Source organism: Brachyspira pilosicoli P43/6/78 (assembly GCF_000325665.1).
In the GTDB taxonomy this organism is placed as follows: Bacteria; Spirochaetota; Brachyspiria; order Brachyspirales; family Brachyspiraceae; genus Brachyspira; species Brachyspira pilosicoli.
In genome coordinates, this window is the sequence record NC_019908.1 from 1637950 (window position 1) to 1661726 (window position 23777).

Annotated in this window: 17 protein-coding genes, 1 tRNA gene and 2 pseudogenes; 9 read left to right on the plus strand and 11 right to left on the minus strand. The window is 27.6% G+C overall.

Features of this window, described 5'->3' with window-relative positions:
* Position 1: 1 nt before the first annotated feature.
* Positions 2-1559, plus strand: a pseudogene (locus BPP43_RS12680) (NAD-dependent epimerase/dehydratase family protein).
* Here the strand turns inward: BPP43_RS12680 and BPP43_RS07260 are convergent.
* Positions 1556-2131 carry an OmpA family protein gene (locus BPP43_RS07260; RefSeq protein WP_232478458.1) on the minus strand — a complete coding sequence of 192 codons (576 nt, stop codon included), beginning with the start codon at positions 2129-2131 and terminating at the stop codon, positions 1556-1558. The pseudogene BPP43_RS12680 and the gene BPP43_RS07260 sit on opposite strands and share 4 nt — an antisense overlap.
* Positions 2132-2352: 221 nt before the next feature.
* On the opposite strand from BPP43_RS07260, the gene BPP43_RS07265 reads away from it, so the two are divergent.
* The 3 genes from BPP43_RS07265 to rseP all read left to right on the plus strand — a co-directional run bounded on the left by BPP43_RS07265 (position 2353) and on the right by rseP (position 6163).
* Positions 2353-3375 carry a diguanylate cyclase gene (locus BPP43_RS07265; RefSeq protein ID WP_013244437.1) on the plus strand — a complete coding sequence of 341 codons (1023 nt, stop codon included), beginning with the start codon at positions 2353-2355 and terminating at the stop codon, positions 3373-3375.
* Positions 3376-3405: 30 nt separating this feature from the next.
* Complete coding sequence (locus BPP43_RS07270; protein WP_013244436.1) at positions 3406-3996, plus strand: L-threonylcarbamoyladenylate synthase; 591 nt, start codon at positions 3406-3408, stop codon at positions 3994-3996.
* A 790-nt stretch (positions 3997-4786) separates the two neighbouring features.
* Positions 4787-6163, plus strand: a complete 1377-nt coding sequence (rseP, locus tag BPP43_RS07275) for an RIP metalloprotease RseP (protein WP_013244387.1) — start codon at positions 4787-4789, stop codon at positions 6161-6163.
* An 89-nt stretch (positions 6164-6252) separates the two neighbouring features.
* Here the strand turns inward: rseP and BPP43_RS07280 are convergent, their stop codons facing one another.
* The 6 genes from BPP43_RS07280 to BPP43_RS07305 all read right to left on the minus strand — a co-directional run bounded on the left by BPP43_RS07280 (position 6253) and on the right by BPP43_RS07305 (position 11539).
* Complete coding sequence (locus BPP43_RS07280; RefSeq protein ID WP_013244386.1) at positions 6253-6639, minus strand: VOC family protein; 387 nt, start codon at positions 6637-6639, stop codon at positions 6253-6255.
* A gap of 19 nt (positions 6640-6658) precedes the next feature.
* A complete protein-coding gene (locus BPP43_RS07285; RefSeq protein ID WP_013244385.1) occupies positions 6659-7810 on the minus strand; it encodes a VWA domain-containing protein in 1152 nt (383 codons plus the stop codon).
* Between the two features lie 616 nt (positions 7811-8426).
* A complete protein-coding gene (locus BPP43_RS07290) occupies positions 8427-9521 on the minus strand; it encodes a M15 family metallopeptidase (RefSeq protein WP_013244384.1) in 1095 nt (364 codons plus the stop codon).
* A 34-nt stretch (positions 9522-9555) separates the two neighbouring features.
* Positions 9556-9628: transfer RNA gene (locus BPP43_RS07295), tRNA-Val, on the minus strand.
* A 129-nt stretch (positions 9629-9757) separates the two neighbouring features.
* Entirely contained in the window at positions 9758-10315 is a 558-nt protein-coding gene (cyaB, locus tag BPP43_RS07300) for a class IV adenylate cyclase (RefSeq protein WP_041752878.1), read from the minus strand.
* A 60-nt stretch (positions 10316-10375) separates the two neighbouring features.
* A complete protein-coding gene (locus BPP43_RS07305; RefSeq protein WP_015274586.1) occupies positions 10376-11539 on the minus strand; it encodes a DUF819 family protein in 1164 nt (387 codons plus the stop codon).
* Positions 11540-11852: 313 nt separating this feature from the next.
* On the opposite strand from BPP43_RS07305, the gene aspS reads away from it, so the two are divergent.
* The 3 genes from aspS (at position 11853) to BPP43_RS07320 (ending at position 17367) form a co-directional block, all read left to right on the plus strand.
* The gene (aspS, locus tag BPP43_RS07310; protein WP_015274587.1) at positions 11853-13616 is read left to right on the plus strand and encodes an aspartate--tRNA ligase; all 1764 of its coding nucleotides are present in this window, start codon (positions 11853-11855) and stop codon (positions 13614-13616) included.
* Between the two features lie 196 nt (positions 13617-13812).
* Positions 13813-15600 carry a tetratricopeptide repeat protein gene (locus BPP43_RS07315; protein ID WP_015274588.1) on the plus strand — a complete coding sequence of 596 codons (1788 nt, stop codon included), beginning with the start codon at positions 13813-13815 and terminating at the stop codon, positions 15598-15600.
* Positions 15601-15957: 357 nt separating this feature from the next.
* A complete protein-coding gene (locus BPP43_RS07320) occupies positions 15958-17367 on the plus strand; it encodes an alanine/glycine:cation symporter family protein (RefSeq protein ID WP_015274589.1) in 1410 nt (469 codons plus the stop codon).
* 64 nt (positions 17368-17431) lie between these two features.
* On the opposite strand, the gene BPP43_RS07325 is transcribed toward BPP43_RS07320, so the two are convergent.
* The 3 genes and pseudogenes from BPP43_RS07325 to BPP43_RS07335 all read right to left on the minus strand — a co-directional run bounded on the left by BPP43_RS07325 (position 17432) and on the right by BPP43_RS07335 (position 20705).
* Complete coding sequence (locus BPP43_RS07325; protein ID WP_015274590.1) at positions 17432-18541, minus strand: hypothetical protein; 1110 nt, start codon at positions 18539-18541, stop codon at positions 17432-17434.
* 219 nt (positions 18542-18760) lie between these two features.
* A pseudogene (locus BPP43_RS07330) lies at positions 18761-20123 on the minus strand (phage terminase large subunit).
* A gap of 210 nt (positions 20124-20333) precedes the next feature.
* Positions 20334-20705, minus strand: coding sequence for a hypothetical protein (locus tag BPP43_RS07335; RefSeq protein ID WP_015274593.1), 372 nt, complete (start codon positions 20703-20705; stop codon positions 20334-20336).
* Positions 20706-20926: 221 nt separating this feature from the next.
* Here BPP43_RS07335 and BPP43_RS07340 point away from each other — a divergent pair, with 221 nt between their 5' ends.
* Complete coding sequence (locus BPP43_RS07340) at positions 20927-21685, plus strand: hypothetical protein (protein WP_015274594.1); 759 nt, start codon at positions 20927-20929, stop codon at positions 21683-21685.
* Between the two features lie 128 nt (positions 21686-21813).
* Positions 21814-22161 (plus strand): hypothetical protein, encoded by a 348-nt coding sequence (locus tag BPP43_RS07345; protein WP_015274595.1) that lies wholly within the window; start codon positions 21814-21816, stop codon positions 22159-22161.
* Positions 22162-22306: 145 nt separating this feature from the next.
* Here BPP43_RS07345 and BPP43_RS07350 read toward each other — a convergent pair whose 3' ends face one another.
* On the minus strand, positions 22307-23404 hold the full coding sequence (locus tag BPP43_RS07350; protein WP_015274596.1) for an ankyrin repeat domain-containing protein: 1098 nt from the start codon (positions 23402-23404) through the stop codon (positions 22307-22309).
* Positions 23405-23777: the final 373 nt, after the last annotated feature.

Below are 23777 nucleotides of genomic sequence, written 5' to 3' on the forward strand. Positions count from 1 at the left end.
AATGAAATATACAGTTAGCTTAACCGGTGCTACAGGAAATATGGGGCTTGAAACATTAAGACAATTAATGGAGATAGAAGATATTGAACTTGTAAAGGTACTTGTAAGAAAAGAAAGCAAAAAAGCAGGCGAAAAATTTAAAAAAGAGTATGGTAAAAGAGTAGAAATAGTTACAGGCTATTTATATGATAAAGAAGACTGCAAAAACTTAATAAAAGACAGCCATTATGTGCTTAATCTTGCCGCAGTTATTCCGCCAAATTCTGATAAATACCCAAAACTAGCACATTTAACTAACTTTGTAGGAGTTAAAAACATTGTTGATATATTAGAAGAAATGCCTAAAGACAAACGTCCTAAACTTGTTCATATATCAACAGTTGCTCTTTATGGAAACAGAAACGAAAAACACCCTTGGGGAAGAGTTGGAGACCCATTACTTATAAGTCCTTATGATGCTTATTCTTTCTCTAAACTAAAAGGTGAAAGATATGTTCTTGATTCATCATTAGAAAACAGAGCTATAATAAGACAAACTGCAATGCTTCATAACAGAATGCTTACTGACAATATGAGCGATGGATTAATGTTTCATACTTGTTATAATGCACCGCTTGAATGGGCTACTGCAAGAGACAGCGGACTTTTAATGAAAAGAATTGTTGAAGAAGATATAAAAGGCAATTTAGATGACTATTTTTGGAAAGGCTGTTTCAATTTGGGAAGCAAGGCAGAAAACAGACTTATTGGTTATGATACATTTAATGACGGATTTAAACTTATTGGAGGCTCTACAAAAAAATACATGAAGCCTAATTGGAATGCTACAAGAAATTTCCATGGTCTTTGGTATTATGACGGATACAAATTAGAAAGAATTATTCTCATATCAAAAAGAGTCTGTTACTGATTATTGGAATGAAATAGGTCGTACTCATTGGTATTATGCATTTGGTAAAATAGTACCGCCTTCTTTAATATCATTTTTTGCCATACAGAGACTTTTGCCTCACCCTAATTCACCAACATATTGGCGTAAAAATAATGAAGACGGAAAAATAATTGCTTATTTTGGAAGTTTAGAAAACTTTGATAATTTACCTAAAAAATGGGAAGATTTTAATTTGCTTTTTGAAAATAAAGACTCTGAAGGAAATTACATAGATTATAGGGCTTTACTTGATATAAAAAACGCTAAGCTTCTTAGTCATGGTTATGATGAAACTAAAAAAGATAGTGAAATAGATTTGGAAGACCTTAAAAAAGCAGCAGAGTTTAGAGGCGGTAAACTTTTAAGCACTAGCATGACTAAAGGTGATTTATATACAAAATTAAAATGGTCTTGTGCTGAAGGTCATGAATTTGAAGCTTCTCCATTTACTGTTATAAAAGCAGGACATTGGTGCGAAGAATGTATGCCAGATTACACTTGGAACTTTGATATACTAGCTAAGAAAAATCCTTACTTCGCTCAAGTATGGTATGACTCACATGATGAAAATGAAAATATGATTTATTACTTTGATGAGAACTTTAAAGCTCATTACAAAAAAGTTTAATATAAATTATATATATAGTTGGTATACATATACATATCATTAGAGTTTTCTATTATTACAAATTCAACTCTTCTATTTTGTTCAGGTGTACCATAGTCTATTAAATTTTGAAGCCCTATTGCTTTTAGTTTATTATCATTATCTGTTAATAAATCTCCTACAGCTAATGAACGTAAATATGATAAATCAACTTCATTATTTCTATCATATAAATATAATATATTATTTGTAGTACTTAAATTGTATACAGTATTCTTATTCATATATCTAACTTCACTAGAATCAATATGACCTTCTATATATATATTAAGAATATTTGTAGATTTTAATACTAAAGATAGATAATCCAAAGTTTCTGCATATTTATTTGTATTTACAACACTGCTATTAGAATCAAATAATATAGGGTCTTTCAATATTAAGAGTTTTCCTCTTTTAGTATTTTGAACATAATAAACACTATTAGTATTAGTTGTTATTTCGTTGGTAATATTTTCTTTATTATTTACTTCATTAGAATCTTTTGATATAATAACGGCACTTTGGCAGCCTATAAAAAATAACAAAAACAATAATATAAAAATTCTCATTATACAATTAATTTTATCTACTTATTATTATTTAAATTTTATTATATTATCGGATAATTATTTATAAACTCTAATATTCATATTATTTTTTCTAAAATTACATATTACATTTTAAGCATGCAATTTGAATATTTTTATTTAATATATTTTGTTTTATTTACGATATTAAAACATATACATATCAAATTAGTAAAGTATTATTTATGAATGAAAACATTTTAGTCATAGAACATAGAGCAGAACTATTAGAAAAAATAGTTGATATATTAAAAGAAAGACATTATAACCCAATATCAACAAAATCACGTTCTCAAGCTATTAATATATCTAATGAAACATCTATTGACTTAATAATTATTGATGCAGATATAGGCGATTCTCAAGGGCTTCAGCTTTTGGACACTTTTAAAAATCAAGAAAATACTAAAGGAATACCTGTAATATTATTAAGTACGCCATATAAAAAAATAGAGTTTATAGAAGAGGCTATATCATTAGACATTGACGGGCTTGTATTTACTCCTTTTGATGAAATGGAGTTTATAGTTAATGTTCATAATGCCATGAAGCAAAAGAAAATGTATATAGAACATCAAAAAACTCTAAAACAAATTGATTATTTGCAAAATGCTCTAAATAATATGACTGAAACTTCAAATAAAAATTATCAGTCTTATAAAGATTCGCAAAAGAAATATGAAGAGATATTAAATATTGATTTGGAAACAGGTTTTTATAATAAAAAAGAGTTTTTAATTCAATTTAAAAGATTATTAGCAGAAACAGTAAGACATGAGGAAACTATTATATTAGCTTCTTTTTCAATAGACGGTATAGATGATATTATAGAAGAATTTGGAATAATGGCTGGAGAAGAAATAATATTACAATTTTCTAAAGTATTAACTAATGCCGCAAGAGAAGAAGATATTATCACTAGATATGATACTAATTTATTTATGGTGGCATTCAAGAGAATGGATATAAGACTCTATGAAGATAAAATAGAACAAATAAAAGAATTAGTTAATAAAAATGAAATAATGTATAATGAAATAGTTATAAAATATACTGTATCTGCTGGAATAGCATATACTGCATACAAGGCTAACTATCATTTTGATAATCTTGACAAAGAAATTGCCCCTTCACTTCTTGCTTTACACAATGCTAAAAGAAGAGGCTTTGCTAAAGTGTATATTCACCCTACTGTTATTAGAAGATAATTTAAAAAAATAAATTATGAGGATAGTTATATGGTAATTGAGCTTGATAAAAATAATTCTGATAGTATAGAATATGCTGTAGAAGAGGTTGCTAAAGTTATAAATAATGGAGGGGTTGTAATATCTCCAACTGATACTGTTTATGGAATGTTGGCTGATGCTTTTAATGTTGATGCTATTAATAGAATATATTCAATAAAAGAGAGAGAAAGAGAAAAACCGCTTCTTATACTCTTAAAAGATTCTAAGTTTATTAATATATTATGCGAAGGAAATATTCCTGATATAGTAAAAGCAAAAATACCAGGCGAACTTACTTTTATCATGCCTCTAAAAGAAATTATAAAAAAAGATTTTCTATATCTTAAAAATACAGTTGCTCTTAGAATACCTAAAGATGATTATATGGAAAAACTATTAAAATTAACTCCTCCGCTAGTTGCTCCTTCTGCTAATCCTACAGGTTATGGAGTAATATATGACGGAAATAAACTAGTAGAGCTATATAAAGACAAAGTTGATCTTATTGTTAATTGCGGCACTATTGAAAAAAAATTACCTTCTACCTTATATGATTGTATTAATAATAAAGTGCTTCGTCAGGGAAGTGTTTATCTATAGTTTTAAAATACTTTATACTTGTTTCAAAAGTACTTGAGAAAATTAGTTGAAAAAAATAAAAATAATTTTACTTACAAAACAATATTTTACATGTTGTATCATTAATTATTTTAGTATATAAAAATGCAGTTCTTCGCGAAGCGTATCCGAAGGATATGAGGTTCTTTTATACCAATACCATACCTAAAGGGTACTCCTTTCAGTCGCAGGCACTTCCTTCGGTCGTCCGGAAGGACTCCCCCTTTGGTCGTAAAAGAACTGGGGTCGTGTACCCTAAGGGCACGCTTCGCAGGGGGCAAAGCCACCACAAAATAATAAAAATAAAAAAAGCTAAAAATTTTCAATATATTCTGAAATAACTACATTTTGTTATATGATTTTTTTATTCAACTTTTTCCAGCCGCAAAAAGTTGCAAAAAGTGCAAGTGTTTTAACTTTGTATATTTGGAATATGTATTAAATATAACGTAATACCTAAATCTGAGCTAAAAAATGTAGCCTTTTTGCTTCTTTGTGGCAACAAAAGAAGTGGGGGTGTGGGGGCTAGTCCCCACAAATAATTAAAATAAAAACAAAATAAATATTTATTAATTTAGTTTTGAAACAAGTCTATTAATTTATATAAAAAATAAATTTACATAATTCCTATTGAAATATATTAAAAATAATATATCATTTTTCAAATTTAAAAAATATTAAAACATTAGTATTGAAATATTTTATTGTGTATTATATACTTATTAGTAATAATTCTTAATAAATATAGTATTTAATATAAGGAGGCTAAAAATTGAGTTGGATAGGTGCTATTATATTATTAAGTGTACTTGTATTTGTCCATGAAATGGGGCATTTACTTGCTGGTTTGGCTGTAGGCATAAAGGCTGAAGCTTTTTCAATAGGATTCGGACCTATAATATTTAGAAAAACTATAAAAGGAATAGATTTTAGATTCTCTATCATACCATTTGGAGGATACTGTAAGTTTAAGGGAGAGATGTCAGAAGACGGAAAAGTGGAAGATGATGATTTTATAAGCATGTCGCCTTTAAAAAGAATCATAGTATATTTTGCAGGACCATTTTTTAATTATTTATTTGCTTTTTTGCTTCTTGTTATATTAGTATCAATACCTTCTACAGTGGATTTATATTCACCAACTATAAGCGTATTTAAAGATGCTAGATATATGCATGCCAAATCTGGAAGCACATTAGCTTATGAATATGGCATGAAAAGCGGAGACACTATTACTGCTGTAAATGGAACTAAAGTTAATTATGATAATGATGTATTAAAACTTATAAATGAAGAAGCAGTACAAAAAAATGCAGACAACATCAAATTCACATTAAACAGAAAATCTGCAGAAAGCGGAAATATAGAAAAAGTAAATGTATCTATACCTTCTGTAGAAATATTAAAAGCATTAAGCGGTGAGAGAGCATTAGGCTTTTATTTCGGCGGTGATTTAATTATAAAAAATGTAGTTAAAGGTTCTGCTGCTGAGGAAGCTGGTCTTCAAAATGGAGATAAGATATTAGCTGTAAACAATATAAATGCTGATAATATAGCAGATTTCAGACCTCTTATAATGGATAATGCTTTAAATAAAATTACAATCACTGTTTTAAGAGACGGCAAAGAGATAACAAGAGAAGCTATACCAAGACCTGTAGAATCAAAAAACGGTACTTATGGAAGCTTAGGCATAGAGTTTATGAGCACACCTATAAAGGTTGAAAAAATAGAGGGTACACCTTTTCCAAAATCTATACCAGAGGCTTTTAAAGAGACTGGTAAATATATTGTTTCTTATGTAAATGGATTAAAACTTTTATTTACAGGAAAGCTATCAGTAAGAGAAAATTTGGGAGGACCTGTAAGAATAATACAGCTTTCTTCTCAGGTAATATCTGTTAGTGTTGACAGAATTAGAACTATATTGTCTTTTACTGCTACTATAAGTTTAATATTATTTTTAATGAATCTTTTGCCTCTTCCTGTTGTAGACGGAGGTATGATAGTATTTTCTTTTATAGAGCTTGTAATGAGAAGACCAATCAATAGAAGCGTACTTACAAAAATACAAGCTTTTGGTGCAGCATTTTTAATAACGCTTGCTATATTTATAACAATAAACGACATCACTCAAATATTTAAATAAATGAAGGTTTAAAATAAAAAATAGATAAAAGAGAGTCTATATTTAATAGATTCTCTTTTTTATTTATAAGATTATTTATAAGATTAATTTTAAACTGTTATCTCTACTCTATTATTTTCTATATCAAGTATAACACTCTCATAATAGCCGTCGCCTGTTACTCTAGGATATGATAATATTTTAATACCGTCTTTTTCAAACAAATTAGTTAAGCTATCAACTCTCTCCTTGCTTCCAACCGATATAGCAATATGAGCAAATCCATAATATTCTTTATTTTTATCCAAATCATTAATATCATTTCTTTTCATAATCTCTAATCTAGAGCTATTATCTTCAAACTCAAGAAAATAAGATTCAAAACATTTTTTTGTATTAACATATTTATCGCCGCATTTGCAATTAAAATATTTTATGTAAAACTCTTTCATCTTTTCAATATCTTTAGTCCAAATAGCAATATGAGATATTTTCATTTTATGCTCCTTAAATTAATTATGATATAACATCATTTACATACTGAGCTAATTTATTTGGTGTTATGGCAGCTACTTTAGCACCAAGTTTAGAGAGTTTTTGAGCAGCATTTTTATCATACGATTCATTACATTCATAATCTAGTGCCGTTAATATAAAAATCTTACTCCTTGCCTCAATAATGCCCTTTACACTATTATGCATACATTTATAATCATTGCTGTCTTCCAAATCGCTTATAAGCAAATATATAGTCTTATCTGGAATAGTTGTAATTTTTTTAGCATATTCCAAAGCATTAACAATATCAGTTCCGCCTCCTAATTGAACCTTTAAAAGAGTATCCACCGGGTCTTTAACATAATCAGTAAGATCAACTATTGAAGTGTCAAATATAATAAGCTTCACAGATAAATAAGGCAAATTAGCAAATATTGACGCCATTATAGAAGAATATATAACGCTATCAAGCATAGATCCGCTTTCATCTACAAGTATTATAATATGCCAAGGATTGTAGTTTTTTATATTGTTATTAAAATAAAGTTTATCTACAAATATTGTGTTATCTTGAATATTATAGTTTTTTAAATTATGTCTGATTGTTTTTTTTACATCAAGATTTTTAAACATTTTTTTTTGCATTGTATAAGAATGAGGAAGCTTCTTACCATAAAAAACTTTTTTAATATCTTGTTCCATTTTTCTTTTTAGTTTTTCTACAATATCTCTTACTATTCCATATGCAAGTTTTTTTACATTAGAATCCATCATATCTCTGAATGTTAGAATATTTTTAAGAAGTTCCATATTAGGCTCCATTTCCTTTAAAATATTCTCATCTGTAATCATCTCAGTTAGATTATATTTATTTAGCGCATGAGTCTGCATAATCTGAACTGTTTCTTTTGGAAAGAGTTTTCTTATCTTAGAAACCCATATCGGCACAGTTAAATTGCTTTTATTTTTACCGCCCTTTGTTGTTGTACTATTATCATCATTATAATAACCATCTTCTTGTGAATATTCTCTGTCATACAAAAAATTTAGAGTTTCATTAAGTTCAGATAATCCATTTTGCAATTCAATATTATTATCTGCGAAATCTCCGAGTATAAGACGCCATCTATTTAGAGTGTTATTTTCGTTATTATTATCTAATTTTATCATATTTATTTTTTATATTGATATTATTTTATATAATACTAAAAATTACTGAGTTTGTCAATTTTTATGAATATATTATAGTTTTTGTTTTATTCAACTTTTTCCCGCGTACGAGCTGTACCACCTTGCCGCACGGTAATGTTATGCTTTAATTATAACTTCTTAGTCGTGCGGGGGAGTGCCTTTTAATGTACAATTAAATTATAAAATTTATAATAAAAATGCAGTTCTTTTATACCAATACCGAGTAGGTACCTTGCCGCAGGCACGCAGAGCGTCGGCAAAAGAAGTGGGGGTGCGGGGGCTAGTCCCCTCAAATAAAAAACTAAAAAAATATCTTTTATAAAATTAAAAGTTTTCAATATATATAATAAGTTTTTTATTCAACTTTTTTATTGTTCTTTTTCCCGCCTTAGCTGGACTTCGTCAAAGTTTTCACCCTTCGGGTACGCTTCGCGAAAGTGCAAATACTAAAGCTTTATACTTTCATTATATCTATTAGCAAACAATAGTCATTACAAATAATAAAAAAACTAATTTTTTATAAATTTGAGAATATTTAGTTTTTATAAAAATACAATAAAGATAATTTAAGAAATATACTTTTTAATGCTATTAATTAATATAAACCGTATTCTTTTATGAGTCTGTAAAGCTCTTCTTCATCTTCTTTTATTCTGTTGTATATTATAAGTTCTGGTCTATACTCGAAATGCACAGTGTCATAGTTATGCCATTTACCGCCCCAAATAAATCCGTACTTCTCAAAAATTTTTATAACCTCTTTAGGCGGATTCCATCTATCATTAAAAGGAACAGCATACCACTCTTTATTGTTTACCCTAGTCCAAGCCCAGTATATTTGCTTGCCGTTACTTCTCTTAGGAAGAGTATCAACAGCAACTCCATAACTATGATAGCTTCTGCTTGCACTTTTTGATATTATTTTCCATACATATCCGCTAACTGTTTTTAATGATGCTAAATAATTTTTTACTTGAACATTAGTTTGAGCCATAGATTTAACTTCTACACTCGCATTGGAAAGAGGCTCTACTATATAATCATGTATGCTAGTTCTATATCCTAATATGCTTACAGTTTTTATATGCCTCATCATAGTCTTAGGCGAAGAACCATCATAAAGTGTATTTAAAAATGTATTATTAATAATTTTTTTGTTATTAATTCTTCTTTTATAATATTCTTGAAGCTCTAGAGTTCTTTCAGGTGTGGCCTTTTGTATAACAGGAAGACCATTAACAGGATATGAATAAAAACCAAAACTTATATAATTATCAGCATTAGATATATCTTCATCTGTTAAAAGCTTGCCGTCAGCCCAGTTAAACCAAATATCATCTAAATAAAATCCTATCTCACCATTTCTTATTATAGGCTTTGATATTCTATTAGAATAAGCTAAATGCAAAGACAAAATCTCTAATACTCCGTCTTTCATGCTTACACTGTTAATAAGTCTCTTTTTCTCTTCTGCTCTTTGTTTTTCCATTGAGAAGCTTTCCATATTTGCAGAGATATTAGTTGTATAATTAAAATATACTCCTACAATAGAAGCAACAGAAAGCACCATTATAATAATAACAGCAAATAATATAGAAATATGTTTAGTAATTTTTTTAATAAGAAAAGTAAGTAAGATTAATAGAAAAAGAATAGCTACTATAATTAAAAGATATTCAAAACCTGCCATATACTAAAAAATAATTTAAACATTTAGAAGACTTTGGGCGATGACGGGTTCGAACCGCCGACCTAGTGCTTGTAAGGCACCCGCTCTCCCAGCTGAGCTAATCGCCCTCATGTTTTAAGACTTAAATATATTAGCATATACCTTAAAAAAAGTCAAGCGTATATTAAATCTTTTTAACACAAAAACAAAGCCTAACTTATAAACTTAAAAAATTATGATTCATTCTCGGAAATAATCTATAATTCTTTAGCTTTTTTAAGCATATCAATATACGCTCTTGTTTCTATATCTTTTTCGTCTATGCCTATTTCTTTTAATATCGCTTTTAACTGACAAACCTGATTTTCTACACTCTCTTCACTATTTAAAAACTCTATCTCTACAAAATCACCTAAACCTTTTATTTTCGATACTTCCACTAAAGAGTTTTTATATGTAAAAGCATAACCTTTCTTCTCTTTTCTCACATACTCTCTGTAGCCTTGAAGAGATGATAAAAAATTAATTATAAATCTAGCGTTTTTCTTACTTACTTTTAATTCTATCTCATCATTAACTTCTACGCCGTCTATTAATTTTCTGTCTTTAGAGCAAAATGTATAGCCTCCATGTTCTACCCTAAGCCTAATGCAGTTTTTTAATTTTATATCATCATTTAAAATATCATCTTTTTTAGCATAATATATATCTTTTTTAAAATACTTCTTTTTAAATCTTGCATTCTTATAAAGAAAACTTAAAGTATTTTCAAAATCTCTAATATATGCTTTTATTTCTATTTCATTATTAACCATAACTATTATTATATTTAATATATAATAAATTGTCAAAAAATAATTAATAATAATATTTATTTATAGCCCCAATGTATTTTTAATTAAAAAAGCAACAGTTATTCCCAAATAGTTACCGCAAACACCTCCCATAATTCCCATTATAATTGCAATAGACATCAAAGATTTCCACTTTGCTCCTCCAGCAACTAAAGCAGAAGTAGGTCCGTCCCAAACAGCAGCAACTGTAGCTAATAAAACATATTGATATTTTATCTTTAATATCCTTGAAACAACCCATTGAAAAATCATAGAAAATATTATAATTAAAGCACAGAATATTGTTATATAAAATGTTGAACTTAAAAAACCTTTTAAATTAATTGTAAGACCCAACACTGTCAAAAAAAGAAGTGAAAAGAAAAGACCTAAATCATTATTGCCTCTAAGCTTTCTTATAAAAGGAAATCTTGATAATATTAAAGAAACTGTACTTATTAAAATTAATCTAGCAGAACCTTTAACACTATCAGGAAAATATTGACTTACAAAAGTTGAAGCAGCAACTATTATCATTGCTATTGCTATTAATGAAGAAATCTCTTTAATGCTCCATTCTTTGCTTCCTAAAAACTCCCCCTGTCCATCATCTTTTGCAAGTTCTTCTTCTGTAAAAGAATAAGGCCAAATTTTATTAAACTGTTTTGATGCTTTTAATATAGGAGGAAGAGACATATAAAAAATAACAGCAGGTGTACCAACCACATAATCAGCAGCATTTGCAGCAGCTATTGCTTCTCTGCTGGTTCCTAATGCAGTAGCTATAGCAGTTAAATTTGGGCTTCCTCCTGTATAGCTTCCTACAAACATTCCAGCAACTTTCCAACCATCTTCTATTTCTTTTGCAAATATTAATCCAAAAAGAAAAGCCAAAAAAGAAACACTAAGAACAGAAACAAGCATAGCCACAAAAGGCTCTCTTGATAATTTTAGTAAAGCCTTAATATCAACCCCCATAAGTATTATAGAAATTGATAAAGGCACACAATATGTAAAAAATACTCCATATACATTATGATCAACAGGAGTTAAGCCTACATTCGTACAAAATATACCCAATAATATAACGCTTAAAGCAGGACCTAAAATCCTACCTAATTTTATTTGCTGCCCTAATAATGCAAGCGATGTTATTAAAAAGATAATAGCTAAAATACTAGCATCACTTTGAAAAAATGAACTCATAAAAACCTCTTATATTTTTTTATTTTTACACAATATTAATAATATAGGATATTTTTATATTAATTTCAAATTTACGCTAATTAATATACTATTTTTTATTTATAAACAAATAATATATAACAATATTAGCTAATTTTTATATTAGATTTGCTATATTGAGCATATATACACACTATAATATATATTATAATATAAAATTAACTCGTATTTAACAATTGATTTTTATACTTATATATAATATAATAATTGTATTTATTAGAATTAAAATAACTATATTTTATAGTCAAGTAAATAATTTTAAAGAGGAATTAATATGCGTTTTAAAAGTGCCTATAATGGAATTTTAACAAAAAATGATATTGGTAAAGAAGTTAAATTAGCTGGTTGGGTCTTAAGAAGAAGAGACCATGGCGGAGTAATATTTGTAGATTTAAGAGATAGAACAGGTTTTGTACAAATAGTATTCAATCCTGAGATAAGCAAAGAAGCACATAATAACGCTCAAGATTTAAGAAGCGAATATGTTATAAGTGTTGAAGGTAAAGTAAGAGCAAGAAGCGAAGAGATGATTAACCCTAAAATTCCTACTGGTGAAATAGAAGTTATGGTTGAAAAAATGGAGCTTCTTAATACTTCTGAAACTCCTCCTTTCTTACTTGAAGATGATATTGATACTGGTGAAGATATAAGATTAAAATACAGATATTTAGACTTAAGAAGAACTAAAGTATTCAACAACCTATATAAAAGATTTGAAATTACTAATGCTTTTAGAAAACATTTAGCTGACAATGGTTTTATAGATGTTGAAACTCCTATATTAAACAAAAGTACTCCTGAAGGTGCTAGAGACTTCCTTGTTCCTTCAAGATTAAATGCTGGAGATTTTTACGCATTGCCTCAGTCTCCTCAAATATTCAAGCAAATACTTATGATTGGCGGTTTTGAGAGATATTATCAAGTTGCTAAATGTTTCCGTGATGAGGACTTGAGAGCTGACAGACAGCCTGAGTTTACTCAAGTTGATATTGAAACTTCTTTCCTTAATACTGATGAGTTTTTATCTATTATGGAGAAAGTTGTTTCTAATATAGTTAAAGATGTTTATAATATAGATTTAAAAACTCCATTCCCTAGATTAAATTATTATGATGCTATGGAAATGTATGGAAGCGATAAGCCTGATACTAGATTTGAATTAAAACTTATTAATGTTGAAGAGGCTGTTAGAGGCTGTGATTTTGCAGTATTCAAAAATGCATTAGATAACAAATTTATAATAAGATGTTTGAATGCTAAAGGCGGAGTTGATAAATTAAGCAGAAAAGATATTGATGACTTTACTAAATATGTTGGTATATTTGGTGCTAAAGGTCTTGCTTGGATGAGAGTTACTGAAAACGGACTTGAATCTAACATTGTTAAATTCTTCTCTGAGGAAAATCAAAAGAAAATATTAGAAGTTACAAAAGCAGAGAAAGGCGATTTACTATTCTTTGTTGCTGATACACCAAAAGTTACATTTGATGCTTTAGGTAATTTAAGATTAAGAGTTGCTGAGAAGTTAAATTTAATAGATAAAAACAAATTAAACTTCTTGTGGGTAGTAGAGTTTCCATTATTTGAATATGACCACAAAGAAAAGAGAATATCAGCTACTCACCACCCATTTACTGCTCCTGTACCTGAAGACGTTGCTATACTTGAAAGCGAGCCTCTAAAAGTAAGAAGTGATACTTATGACTTAGTATTAAACGGTAACGAAATAGGCGGAGGCGGTCAGCGTATATATGACAGCAAAGTACAAGCTACTATATTCAAACTTTTAGGCATAGATGAAGAGAAAGCTAAAATAAGATTTGGTTTCTTACTTGATGCTTTAAAATATGGTGCTCCTCCTATGTGCGGTATGGCTTTTGGTATAGACAGAGTTATAATGTTATTACAAAAACAAGACAGCATAAGAGAAGTTATAGCATTCCCTAAAACTCAGAAGGGACAATGTTTGATGAGCAGCTGTCCTTCTACTGTTGATGCCGACCAATTAGAAGAGCTTCATTTGAGTATAGAAGAATAAAAGAAAATTAATAAATACATAAATTAATTAAAAGCCTCTTAAAGTTATAAGGGGCTTTTATTTTTTTAAAATTTTTAATTCTCAAAACACACGATAAGTAAAAAATATTGCATATATATAACCCAAAAACTATTTATATATTGTTTAATAATTTTCATAATACTGTATAATATAGCAAATAGCTTGAGGATTATTTATGGATAACAATACAAACAACAACAATACAAACAACAACAATACAAACAACAACACAAATGATAAACCTAACAACCCTAAAAATAATAGCAAATATAAAAATAACACTTGCATAATGATTGCATTATTTTTGCTCGCTTTTGGGGCATTTGCATTGATATATTCTTCACATACTAAAAAAATAGAAAGCAGATTTGATAAAGCATTAGAAAATTACTCTCTAAATATCCAAACTATAATAAGCAATACAACCATAGATAAAACTGTTATAACTAATGAATCAGAAAATAGCATTACAATAAACAACGAATTTATAATTAATGATGAAATAGCAAATAGTTTCAAATCAACATTTGATATAAACACAAGAATGCTAGAATCCTCAATGGCAGAGATAATGAAAAACTCAAATGATTTATTAAGTTTCTGGTTTGCATTTTTGTCTGTAATAATGATAGTATTTACATTTTCTAGTATATTTATCAATAATAATATCTTATCTGAAAGTAAGGAAAATTTGGAATATATAGAAATCTTAAAAAAAGATATTGAAAACTACAAAGATAAAATACAACATTATGAACTTGATACTAAAAATTTACATTTAAAAATTGATACAGAAACACAAAGAAAAATATTTGAATTAGAAACAAGTTCAAATAAATTTTTGAAAGAAATAAATGAAAAAAATAGTGAAGCTTTAAATTCAATAGATAAATTAAAAATAGAATTTAATAACTCTATTAATTCAATTCAAGAAAAATCAAATCAAATGATATTAGATATAAAAAAACAAGCACAAACAGAAAGCAAACAATTAATAGAATCAATAAAAGATAAAGCAGAAGAAGAAACTAAAAAATTAATAGAAGAAAATAATAGAAATATAGAGATATCAAATTTATTTAATTTAGCTTATCAATCTGATAATAATAAGGACTATAATTCATCTATAAATTATTATAACAAAATTATAGAAATGACAGATGAATTATTAAAAGGATATGATGAAAACTCTGAAGAATATTATCAATATAAAAATTATTGTTTTATTGCTTATTATAATAGAGGTAACGCTAAATCAGATTTAGATTATAACGAGGAAGCTATTAAAGATTATGATAAAGCTATAGAATTAAATCCAAATAGTTCAGAAACTTATAATAATAGAGGTAATGCTAAATCATATTTAGGACTATATAAAGAAGCTATTAAAGATTTTGATAAAGCTATAGAATTAAATCCTAATAATTCAGAAGCTTATAATAATAGAGGTAATATTAAATCATATTTAGAATTATATGAAGAAGCTATTAAAGATTATAATAAAGCTATAGAATTAAATCCTAATAATTCAGAAGCTTATAATAATATAGGCACAGCTAAGTCAAACTTAGGTTATAATGAAGAAGCTATTAAAATTTATGATAAAGTTATAGAATTAAATCCTAATTATTCAAATGCTTATAATAATAGAGGTGTTTCAAAACATAAACTAGAAAAATATAAAGAAGCTATTAAAGATTATGATAAAGCTATAGAATTAAATCCTAGTAATTCAGATGCTTATTTTAATATGGTATTACCAAAACAATTATTAGCAAATACAACAGAAGATGAAAAAGAAAAAAATAAATTAATAGAAGAAGCTTATAATGATTTCATCAATGGTTATAATTTAGCTGATGATAAATTAAAAGATAAGTATAAACAAAAAGCTATAAATTTTGCTAAACAAGGTTATAATGTTATGATAAAAATATGCGATGAAATGTGTTGGGAATACTAATTTTACTAAAACTATTACAACTATATTTTTTATGTAAGTTTTTTTATTCAACTTTTTCCCGCCGCAAAAAGTTGCAAAAAGTGCAAATATTTTTACTTATATGCTTAAAAACATATAAATAATATAATACCTAAATTCTATCTAAAACCATAGCCTTTTTGGTTCTTTGACGAAGTCCGCAGAGCGTAAGGCAGGAAAAAGAACAATAAAAAATCATCAATAAAATCTATTCAAAACTCATATAAAAACTTTTTGACAAAATCATAAAAATAATATATATTTTTAACAATTCTATTATTAGTAATGAATAATTGCTTACAAAATCTAATATTTTCAATTTTTTAAGAGGTTATGCATATGAATATTATTAATTCTATTATAACAAACACAAATAATGTTATGTATGGATATTTACTTTTGGCCGTATTTTTTGTGGTGGCTGTATTTTTTACTATTAGACTAAAAGGAATACAAATTTCTCACTCTATACATGCACTAAAACTTCTATTCTCAAAGCATGAAAAAGGAGACGGAGTTTCAGGGTTTGTAAGCTTTTGTATAAGTACTGCTTCAAGAGTAGGTACTGGAAACATTACTGGTGTTATGGGTGCTGTTTCTGCGGGAGGACCTGGGGCATTATTTTGGATGTGGATTATGGCTCTTTTAGGCGGAAGTTTAGCTTTTTCTGAAAGTACACTCGCACAATTATATAAAGAAAAAGATTCTATGGGTAAGTTTATAGGAGGAGCTTCTTTCTATATAAAAAGTAAATTAAAAAAACCTGTACTTGCAATGCTATTTGCTTTATGTATGATATTTACTTATACTACTTTTAATGGAGTTCAGGCAAATACTATATCAAATGCATTATCAAAATATAATGTATCTGTAATAATTACTGCTGTTATTTTAACAATACTCACAGCATTAATATTATTCAGCAAAAAGAGAGATACTATAACACATGCATGCGTATTTATAGTGCCTGTTATGGCAATACCTTATATATTAATGGGGCTTTTTATATTCTTCACTAATTTACCTTCAGTGCCTTCAGTTTTTCAAAATATATTTATACAAGCATTTAAACCTAGTGCAATTTTTGGAGGTGCTATAGGTATTACAATTTCAAACGGATTAAAAAGAGGATTATTCTCAAATGAGGCTGGTATGGGAGGAGCTCCGCATGCTGCTGCTGCTGCTCATACTTCTCACCCTTGTAAACAGGGACTTATACAAATGTTCTCTGTATTTACAGATACTTTATTAATATGTTCTATTTCTGGTTTTATACTTTTATTATCTCCTGAAGCTATGAAAGAAGTAAAAAACATAGAAGGTATTAATTTATTTCAATATGCTATGGAATCACATTTAGGAAGTTTTGGTTCTATATTTATTACTGTATGTATATTGTTCTTCTCATATAGCTCTATACTTGGTAATTTCTTCTATATAAAAACAGGTGCTGCTGCTGTAAAAGATAATTTTGCATCATATATAATAGTAGGACTTATGACTATAGTAATGGTATTTGCTGGTTCATTGGCAGAGTTCAAAACTATTTGGGGAGCAGGTGATATGTTTATGGGATTTATGGCTTTATTAAACATTATAGTAATGGTAATACTTAATAAACCAGTATACTTACTTACAAAACATTATGTATCACAATTAAAAGAACATAAAGAACCTAAATTCAATAAAAACTCTATTGCAGATTTATCAAATGATGATGCTATTAGTCAGTGGAATGTAAATGAATAATTATATTTTTGGTAATTAAATTTTGTAATAATTTATGTAAGATAAGAGGTATAATTTTTATCACTTATCTTACATACATTTGTGAGTTTCTATATTTATAATCATTCATATACTTATAAACTTCTTCTTCTGTTAATACTTGAGAAACATTAAAAATAACATTTTCTATATACATAGAATCTCTTGAATTATAATTGTCATTTAACTGTGCATTACTTTGAACTGTAATTTTACCAGCATTATTTCTAACAAGTTCAGCCCCCATCTCTCCAACTATAGCATATCCTCCGTCTGGAATGGTGTAGCCTGTAGTACCAAATGCAAATTTTGGAGGAGTTGGAGGATTAGATTTTACACTATCTAGGGCATTTGTAGAAGATACTATACCAGAAGCAGCAGAAATAGCAGAAGCAACAGTTGTAGCAGACACAGCCAACCCAGCAGCAAAGCCAACTAATCCGCCTTCAGCAAAAGAAGTAGCTACACCTAATGCAGACTTTGCTATTGCAAGCGAAGGTATTAATACAGCATCAGCAATAGCTTTACTTTTTTCCATCTCCGCCAATTTTACTTCATTTTCCCATTTGGCATAATCTTTTTTATACTCTGCTTCTGCTAGGTTTCTTTCTAATAATTCTTTTTGTTCATTTTTTTCTTTTTCTAATAATAATAATTTATTTTCTTCTTCTTTCTTTTTTGCTATCTCCTCTTTTTTTATTCTTATAGCCTCAGCACTCATCAAATCATCATTTTCTATAGTAAGTTCTAATTCTTCATCTAAGCGAGCTAAAAAATTATTGTAATACTCATCTTCTTTTTCTTTATTGCTTTCTCTAAGCTCATTTTGATAATTATTAAACTCTTCAAGCTTTTGTTTAGCCTCATTTATAGCATTATCATAAATACTCAAGTCATAATCAAAAAACGAAAAGAAACTTGATGATATACTGCTATACAAAGTTGATGTGCTAGACAATATACTATTAATATCAGAAGAGAAACTTTTTATATCTATTTTGTTTATACTATCTTTAATTAAGCTAATGGAATCAGCAGCAACATTAGAGCTTTCTTTTAATTCAACACCAATAGCATTATTAATACTGCCTATATAAGCTTGAGTTTTAATAAGCTCTTCATTCATTTCTTTTATATAGTTTAAATTATTATCCATATATGCTCCTTTTTATATACTGAAATTTATTAAGTTTGTTAATTTTATGTTGTTCTTTTTCCCGCCGCAAAAAGAACCAAAAAGTGCAAATATTTTAACTTTATATGTAGGAGATATTTGTTAATATAAAACAATACTTATATTTTTATTAAAAATCAATTATTTCTAGAAGCGTATACGAAGTATATAGCTTCTTTATAAATTGATTTATAGTGAAAATTAATTCCCAAAAATAAAATCCATAAAACTATTATCTTCTTCAATTTTTTCATCATCTTCTGCATCTTCCATTCCAAAGCTTATTAAACTTGATAAAGCATCTGGAAAATCCAAATAACTAAAAACATCTCCTTTAATATTGTTTACAGAATCATCAAAATTAAGTAATTGACGAAGAGCTATATATCCGCGTCCATTATTTGTTTGAAGCCATTTATCTGTATCAGAGCCTTCAGGTACTTCCTGCCAGCCAATAGGAAAATATACTCTCTCATATATAACATAACTTGCATTTACTATTCTCTCTATTTTATTTTTATGAACAAAAAACGGCGTTACTTCAAAATGTTTCTCAAGTCTTTTTACTAATTCCTTTTGAGCAAAATTACTTTCGCATAATATTTTTTTCTACGTTTCTGCTTACTAAAAAATTTGTGATGCTTTCATCTGTTGTTGTGTTTGAATCATTACGCATAAGTCCGCTGTCTATCAAATAAATATTATTATCTATTTGTGTGTAGACTATAACAGAAGTAAAACAATTATACTCTCCAAATGCGGGGTCAACTATTGCTTTATGCTCATTAGAATATATTTTATCTTTTTCTTTATTTTCATCATAGAACTTTAATTTTGAATACAAAAAAACTTTTCCATGTTTACTTTTAATTTTTCCAAGCCATATATGTTCATACATCTTTGGCATAAGTTTTAATGTGGATAATCTTGATTTATTTAATATGTCGCTAAAATAATAATTGCCGTCATAGTTAATAAAAGTAATTAATATATTAGCATCTTCATATTCTTTATAATAATACTCTTTGTTTGTTTTATCTCTATAAACCTTATTATCTAAATTAAATTGACTTACAACCCTATAAATAAAATCAGTTTCAAAGCGAGGATTAAATGCAAGCCATATTTCACTTTTATCAGCCCTTATTGAAGGCTCTAATATTTCGTAACTTCTTTGTGTGAGAGTTTGAGCTTCTTCTATAAAACATATTCTTACATTGTAAATAGATTTAATTTCCTCTATAGAACATTCTCTAATACCTAAAAATATAAACTTAGAGTTTGTAATTTTGTTTATTATCTCATTTCTTTTTACTACAAAAAACTCATTTAAATTAAGTTCTTTTATAATGCTTATAAGAAGAGGATAAGTGGAATAAGAAATAGATTTTTGAATCTCTCTCGCACATAATATTACTCCATTAATTTCAAAACTTTTAGCTATTAAGATTCTTGCAATAGATTCACTTTTTCCGCCTCCTCGTCCGCCGAATGCTATTTTTAATCGTTTTTCAGTGTTAATCCATTTTTCAAAAGGTTTTAAAATGTTTATATTAATATTCATAAATTTCTCAAAGGTGTAAAAATTATAAGTAATCTTATCCGCACGCACGGTGTGAATATAAAAAATATAAAAACAGTTATTAATCAAAATTATTTTTATTTATAGAGTATACTTACCGTGCGTTAATAAATGATTATTTTTGAAATATTAAAAAATAAATTTTATTTCGTATATTTTAAAACATATGTTATTTATCAGAATAGTTTTTTATTAATTATCAAACCCTACTCTTATATTGATTTTATTATTATTTTCTTTTTCTTCTATCTTTTTTCTTATATATTCTAGCCTTTTATCATTACGCTTTTTTAGTAACTCAAAAAATACTATCATTGCTCTTTCACTTGGAGGATTATATTTATATACTATTTTTTTTGTTTTAGACTCATTTCCGTCTTTATCTATTTTTCTTTCTTTTATAATATCTTTACTATAATAGCCTAATGACTTTTTTATTAATGCATTTTCTATTTTTGTTTTTGCATCTAAAAAATATTCGTCTTTTGCTTTCCTAATTTTTCTTACTAGAGTTTTTTTATTTTTTTTACTAGATTTATTAATATAGCTTTTTAATTTTATCATAGCTTATATTTAATTCTTTAGATACTTCTTCGATTGTTGGGTTAGTTTTTTTATAAAATTATATATTTCATTTTCTTATTTTTTTGCTGTATTTATTCATAATAATCCATTTTTTAATATATAATATAAGTATTAAATATAAGTAATTATAATAAAAAATTCATTTGAAAAAGTGCTTTATTTTTGTTATATTTAATAAAAGTAAAAAAGGAGAGTAAAATATGAGTAAAAGAGTTTTAAGGTTGGTTAGTATATTGTTTTTGAGCAGTATTCTTGTTTTAAGCTGCAGCAATGCAAATAAAACAGGAAGCGGTGATAATAATAGCGGAAATGGTGGCAGCGGTACAGGCGGCGATGGCGGCACAACTCCAACTCCTGAAGGTATAGCAAAATATGCAGGCACTTGGACAGCTAAATTTAATGCCACTGCTAGTTATAAAGTTATTATAGGTACTGATGGAAAAGTAACTATAGATGATGGCTCACTCACTACAAAAGAAGCCACAGATATAACAGAAAATGGGAATACATATACTATGAGCGTACAACATATTGTAGGAGGAGAACATTCAACAGTAACTATTATATTTACGGATGAAAAGTCAGGTACTATAAATGATACTTATGATTTTTATGGAAATGGAGTTATAAAAAAACAAAATGGCGGAAACAAAGGTTTATGGTATTATGAAGGTACATGGATACTTACTCCTAATCAACAACCAGCTCAAGCTGCTCAAAATCCAAATATTATTATAGGAAATGATGGTTCTGTCACTTTTGATAAATACATTAGTACAAATGTAACAAATAAAGGAAACGAAATATATGAAGTAAAATTTGTAGATGAAGACCCTAATGCTGGAATATCATCAACATTAATATTAACTTTAAAATTTAACAATGATGATAATACTGGTTCTTATGAAGCAAAATTAGATGATATTATAAGTTCTGGTACATTGACAAAACAAAAATAATAAATATACAATTAAAAAAATATAAAAGGCTTTAAACATTAAGTTTGAAGCCTTTAATTATAAAATAAAAAGGATAATATACTTTATGAATAAAAAATTATTAAGTTTAATTTCGGTTTTATTTTTTAGTGAGTGTTTTAGCTGTAAGCTGCAGCAACAAAGATAAAACAGGAAGCGACTCTAGCACTAGCAAAGGTTTAGCTAATTATGCAGGAACTTGGATTTTGAAAGAAACAACTACAGGTAGTGGCGGCGGAACTATGGTAATAGCTGAAGATGGCTCAGTAAATCTTAAAGAATTAAATCTCAATAGTACTGATGTTACAGATAGAGGAAATGAAACTTATAGTATAGTATTTACAAATACAGATGGTACAGTAACATTGACATTAAAATTTACTAGTGATACTACCGGTTCTTATGATGCCCCAGAACCTGACGGAACACCTCATAGTGGTACATTGACAAAACAATAATAATAATTACAAAATATAAAAGGCTTTAAACTTATAGTTCAAAGCCTTTTTATATAATCTAAACCCCATACACTGCTATTTTAGTTTTTAATCAATATTAGTTATTATTCACAGCAATATATAAACTTTAAATATATTTTATAAATTATTTCTTTGCCAAACTTCTTTTTGTAATTAAATCAACTATATCTGTATTTCCGTTTTCCATAGCATACATTAAAGCATTTTTTGACAAATTATCTACTATGCTCAAATCTGCATTACCGTCAAGTAAATATTGAACTGAATCATAATCGCCATTCTCGGCAGCAAACATCAAAGCAGTCTTTCCATCATTATCTTTAATATTAACATCAGCATTAGCGTTAATTAATGATAAAACAATATCCTTCTTGCCTGATATACTAGCCCATATTAAAGCAGTTCTTCCATCTGCCATTCTATAATTAATATTAGCCTTACCTATTAAAAGTGATGACACTATATCATTCAATCCCAATGATGAAGCTAAAGCAAGTGTTGTAATATTTCCATAATATCCATAACTAGATACTACATTAGCATCAGCATTTCTCTCAAGGAGCATTTTAGCTACTTCTCCATTACCCTTAGCTATAGCATAAAATAAAGCATTAGCTCCAACATTATTAACTTTATTTATATCGCTTCCATTGTCAAGCAACAATTTCACTATATCATCATGATTATTATAAGCAGCAACCATAAGAGGAGTCATATTATAATTGGCATCATCAGGATTAACATAAAGTCCAGACATATTAACATCAGCACCGGCATTAATAATCATTTCTGTTATAGTATAATACCCCTTACCAGCTGCTTGAAGTAAAGCTGTAGTACCGTTATTAATTTTTATATTAGGATTAGCATTTTTAGCAAGCAAATAAGAAGCTATATCAACATATCCGTTTTCTGCCGCATAAGTTAAAGCAGTCTTTCCATGTATACAGCTAGCATTAACATCTATTTTTTGAGATAATAGCAAAACAACTATATCTTTATAACCTCTAAAAGTAGCTGTTATTAAAGCATTATGTCCCTGCATATCTCCAAAATCTATATAACTTGAAATAGAACCAGCAGAAATTAATCTTTTTATTCCATTAATATTACCTGTATTAGCATAATCTAATAATTGGTCTAATTTTCCAGTATTAGTATTTTGAGAAAATAGAAAAGATATATTAAAAATAAGTATAAAAATCAAACTAAGATAACGCATAATAAATATTCCTCAAATATAGTTTTAGCCTTATTACAAATTCGGAATTCGTATATATAATATTGAATGCTTGATACAAAAAACTTGATTAAACTTATAATTTATTCACCGCACGGTAAGCAGGTTATTAGTTATAACATAAATGCAATTATTAGATGTTATATATTTTTTAATTTTATTCTGCGTGCGGGAAGTAAGATTAAAAAAGTTAAAGCGAACTTGGGCGGGCGTTAACATTTCTTATTAAACAACAAAAAATATAAGACTAAAAAGTTCAAACAAAATCATAAAATCTAAAGGGCGGGGAGTGAGAAAAAATTTTTAAATATATTTAATGTCTAAATTGTACAAAATTTTATAGAGTTTTTACAAA

Bases quoted from the DNA above. Each gene is read 5' to 3' on its own strand.
- aspS (WP_015274587.1), top strand. From the start codon at position 11,853: ATGCGTTTTAAAAGTGCCTATAATGGAATTTTAACAAAAAATGATATT.
- BPP43_RS07315 (WP_015274588.1), top strand. From the start codon at position 13,813: ATGGATAACAATACAAACAACAACAATACAAACAACAACAATACAAAC.
- BPP43_RS07280 (WP_013244386.1), bottom strand. From the start codon at position 6,639: ATGAAAATATCTCATATTGCTATTTGGACTAAAGATATTGAAAAGATG.
- BPP43_RS07320 (WP_015274589.1), top strand. From the start codon at position 15,958: ATGAATATTATTAATTCTATTATAACAAACACAAATAATGTTATGTAT.
- BPP43_RS07325 (WP_015274590.1), bottom strand. From the start codon at position 18,541: ATGGATAATAATTTAAACTATATAAAAGAAATGAATGAAGAGCTTATT.
- BPP43_RS07270 (WP_013244436.1), top strand. From the start codon at position 3,406: ATGGTAATTGAGCTTGATAAAAATAATTCTGATAGTATAGAATATGCT.
- BPP43_RS07265 (WP_013244437.1), top strand. From the start codon at position 2,353: ATGAATGAAAACATTTTAGTCATAGAACATAGAGCAGAACTATTAGAA.
- BPP43_RS07335 (WP_015274593.1), bottom strand. From the start codon at position 20,705: ATGATAAAATTAAAAAGCTATATTAATAAATCTAGTAAAAAAAATAAA.
- BPP43_RS07340 (WP_015274594.1), top strand. From the start codon at position 20,927: ATGAGTAAAAGAGTTTTAAGGTTGGTTAGTATATTGTTTTTGAGCAGT.
- BPP43_RS07350 (WP_015274596.1), bottom strand. From the start codon at position 23,404: ATGCGTTATCTTAGTTTGATTTTTATACTTATTTTTAATATATCTTTT.
- BPP43_RS07305 (WP_015274586.1), bottom strand. From the start codon at position 11,539: ATGAGTTCATTTTTTCAAAGTGATGCTAGTATTTTAGCTATTATCTTT.
- BPP43_RS07290 (WP_013244384.1), bottom strand. From the start codon at position 9,521: ATGGCAGGTTTTGAATATCTTTTAATTATAGTAGCTATTCTTTTTCTA.
- BPP43_RS07285 (WP_013244385.1), bottom strand. From the start codon at position 7,810: ATGATAAAATTAGATAATAATAACGAAAATAACACTCTAAATAGATGG.
- cyaB (WP_041752878.1), bottom strand. From the start codon at position 10,315: ATGGTTAATAATGAAATAGAAATAAAAGCATATATTAGAGATTTTGAA.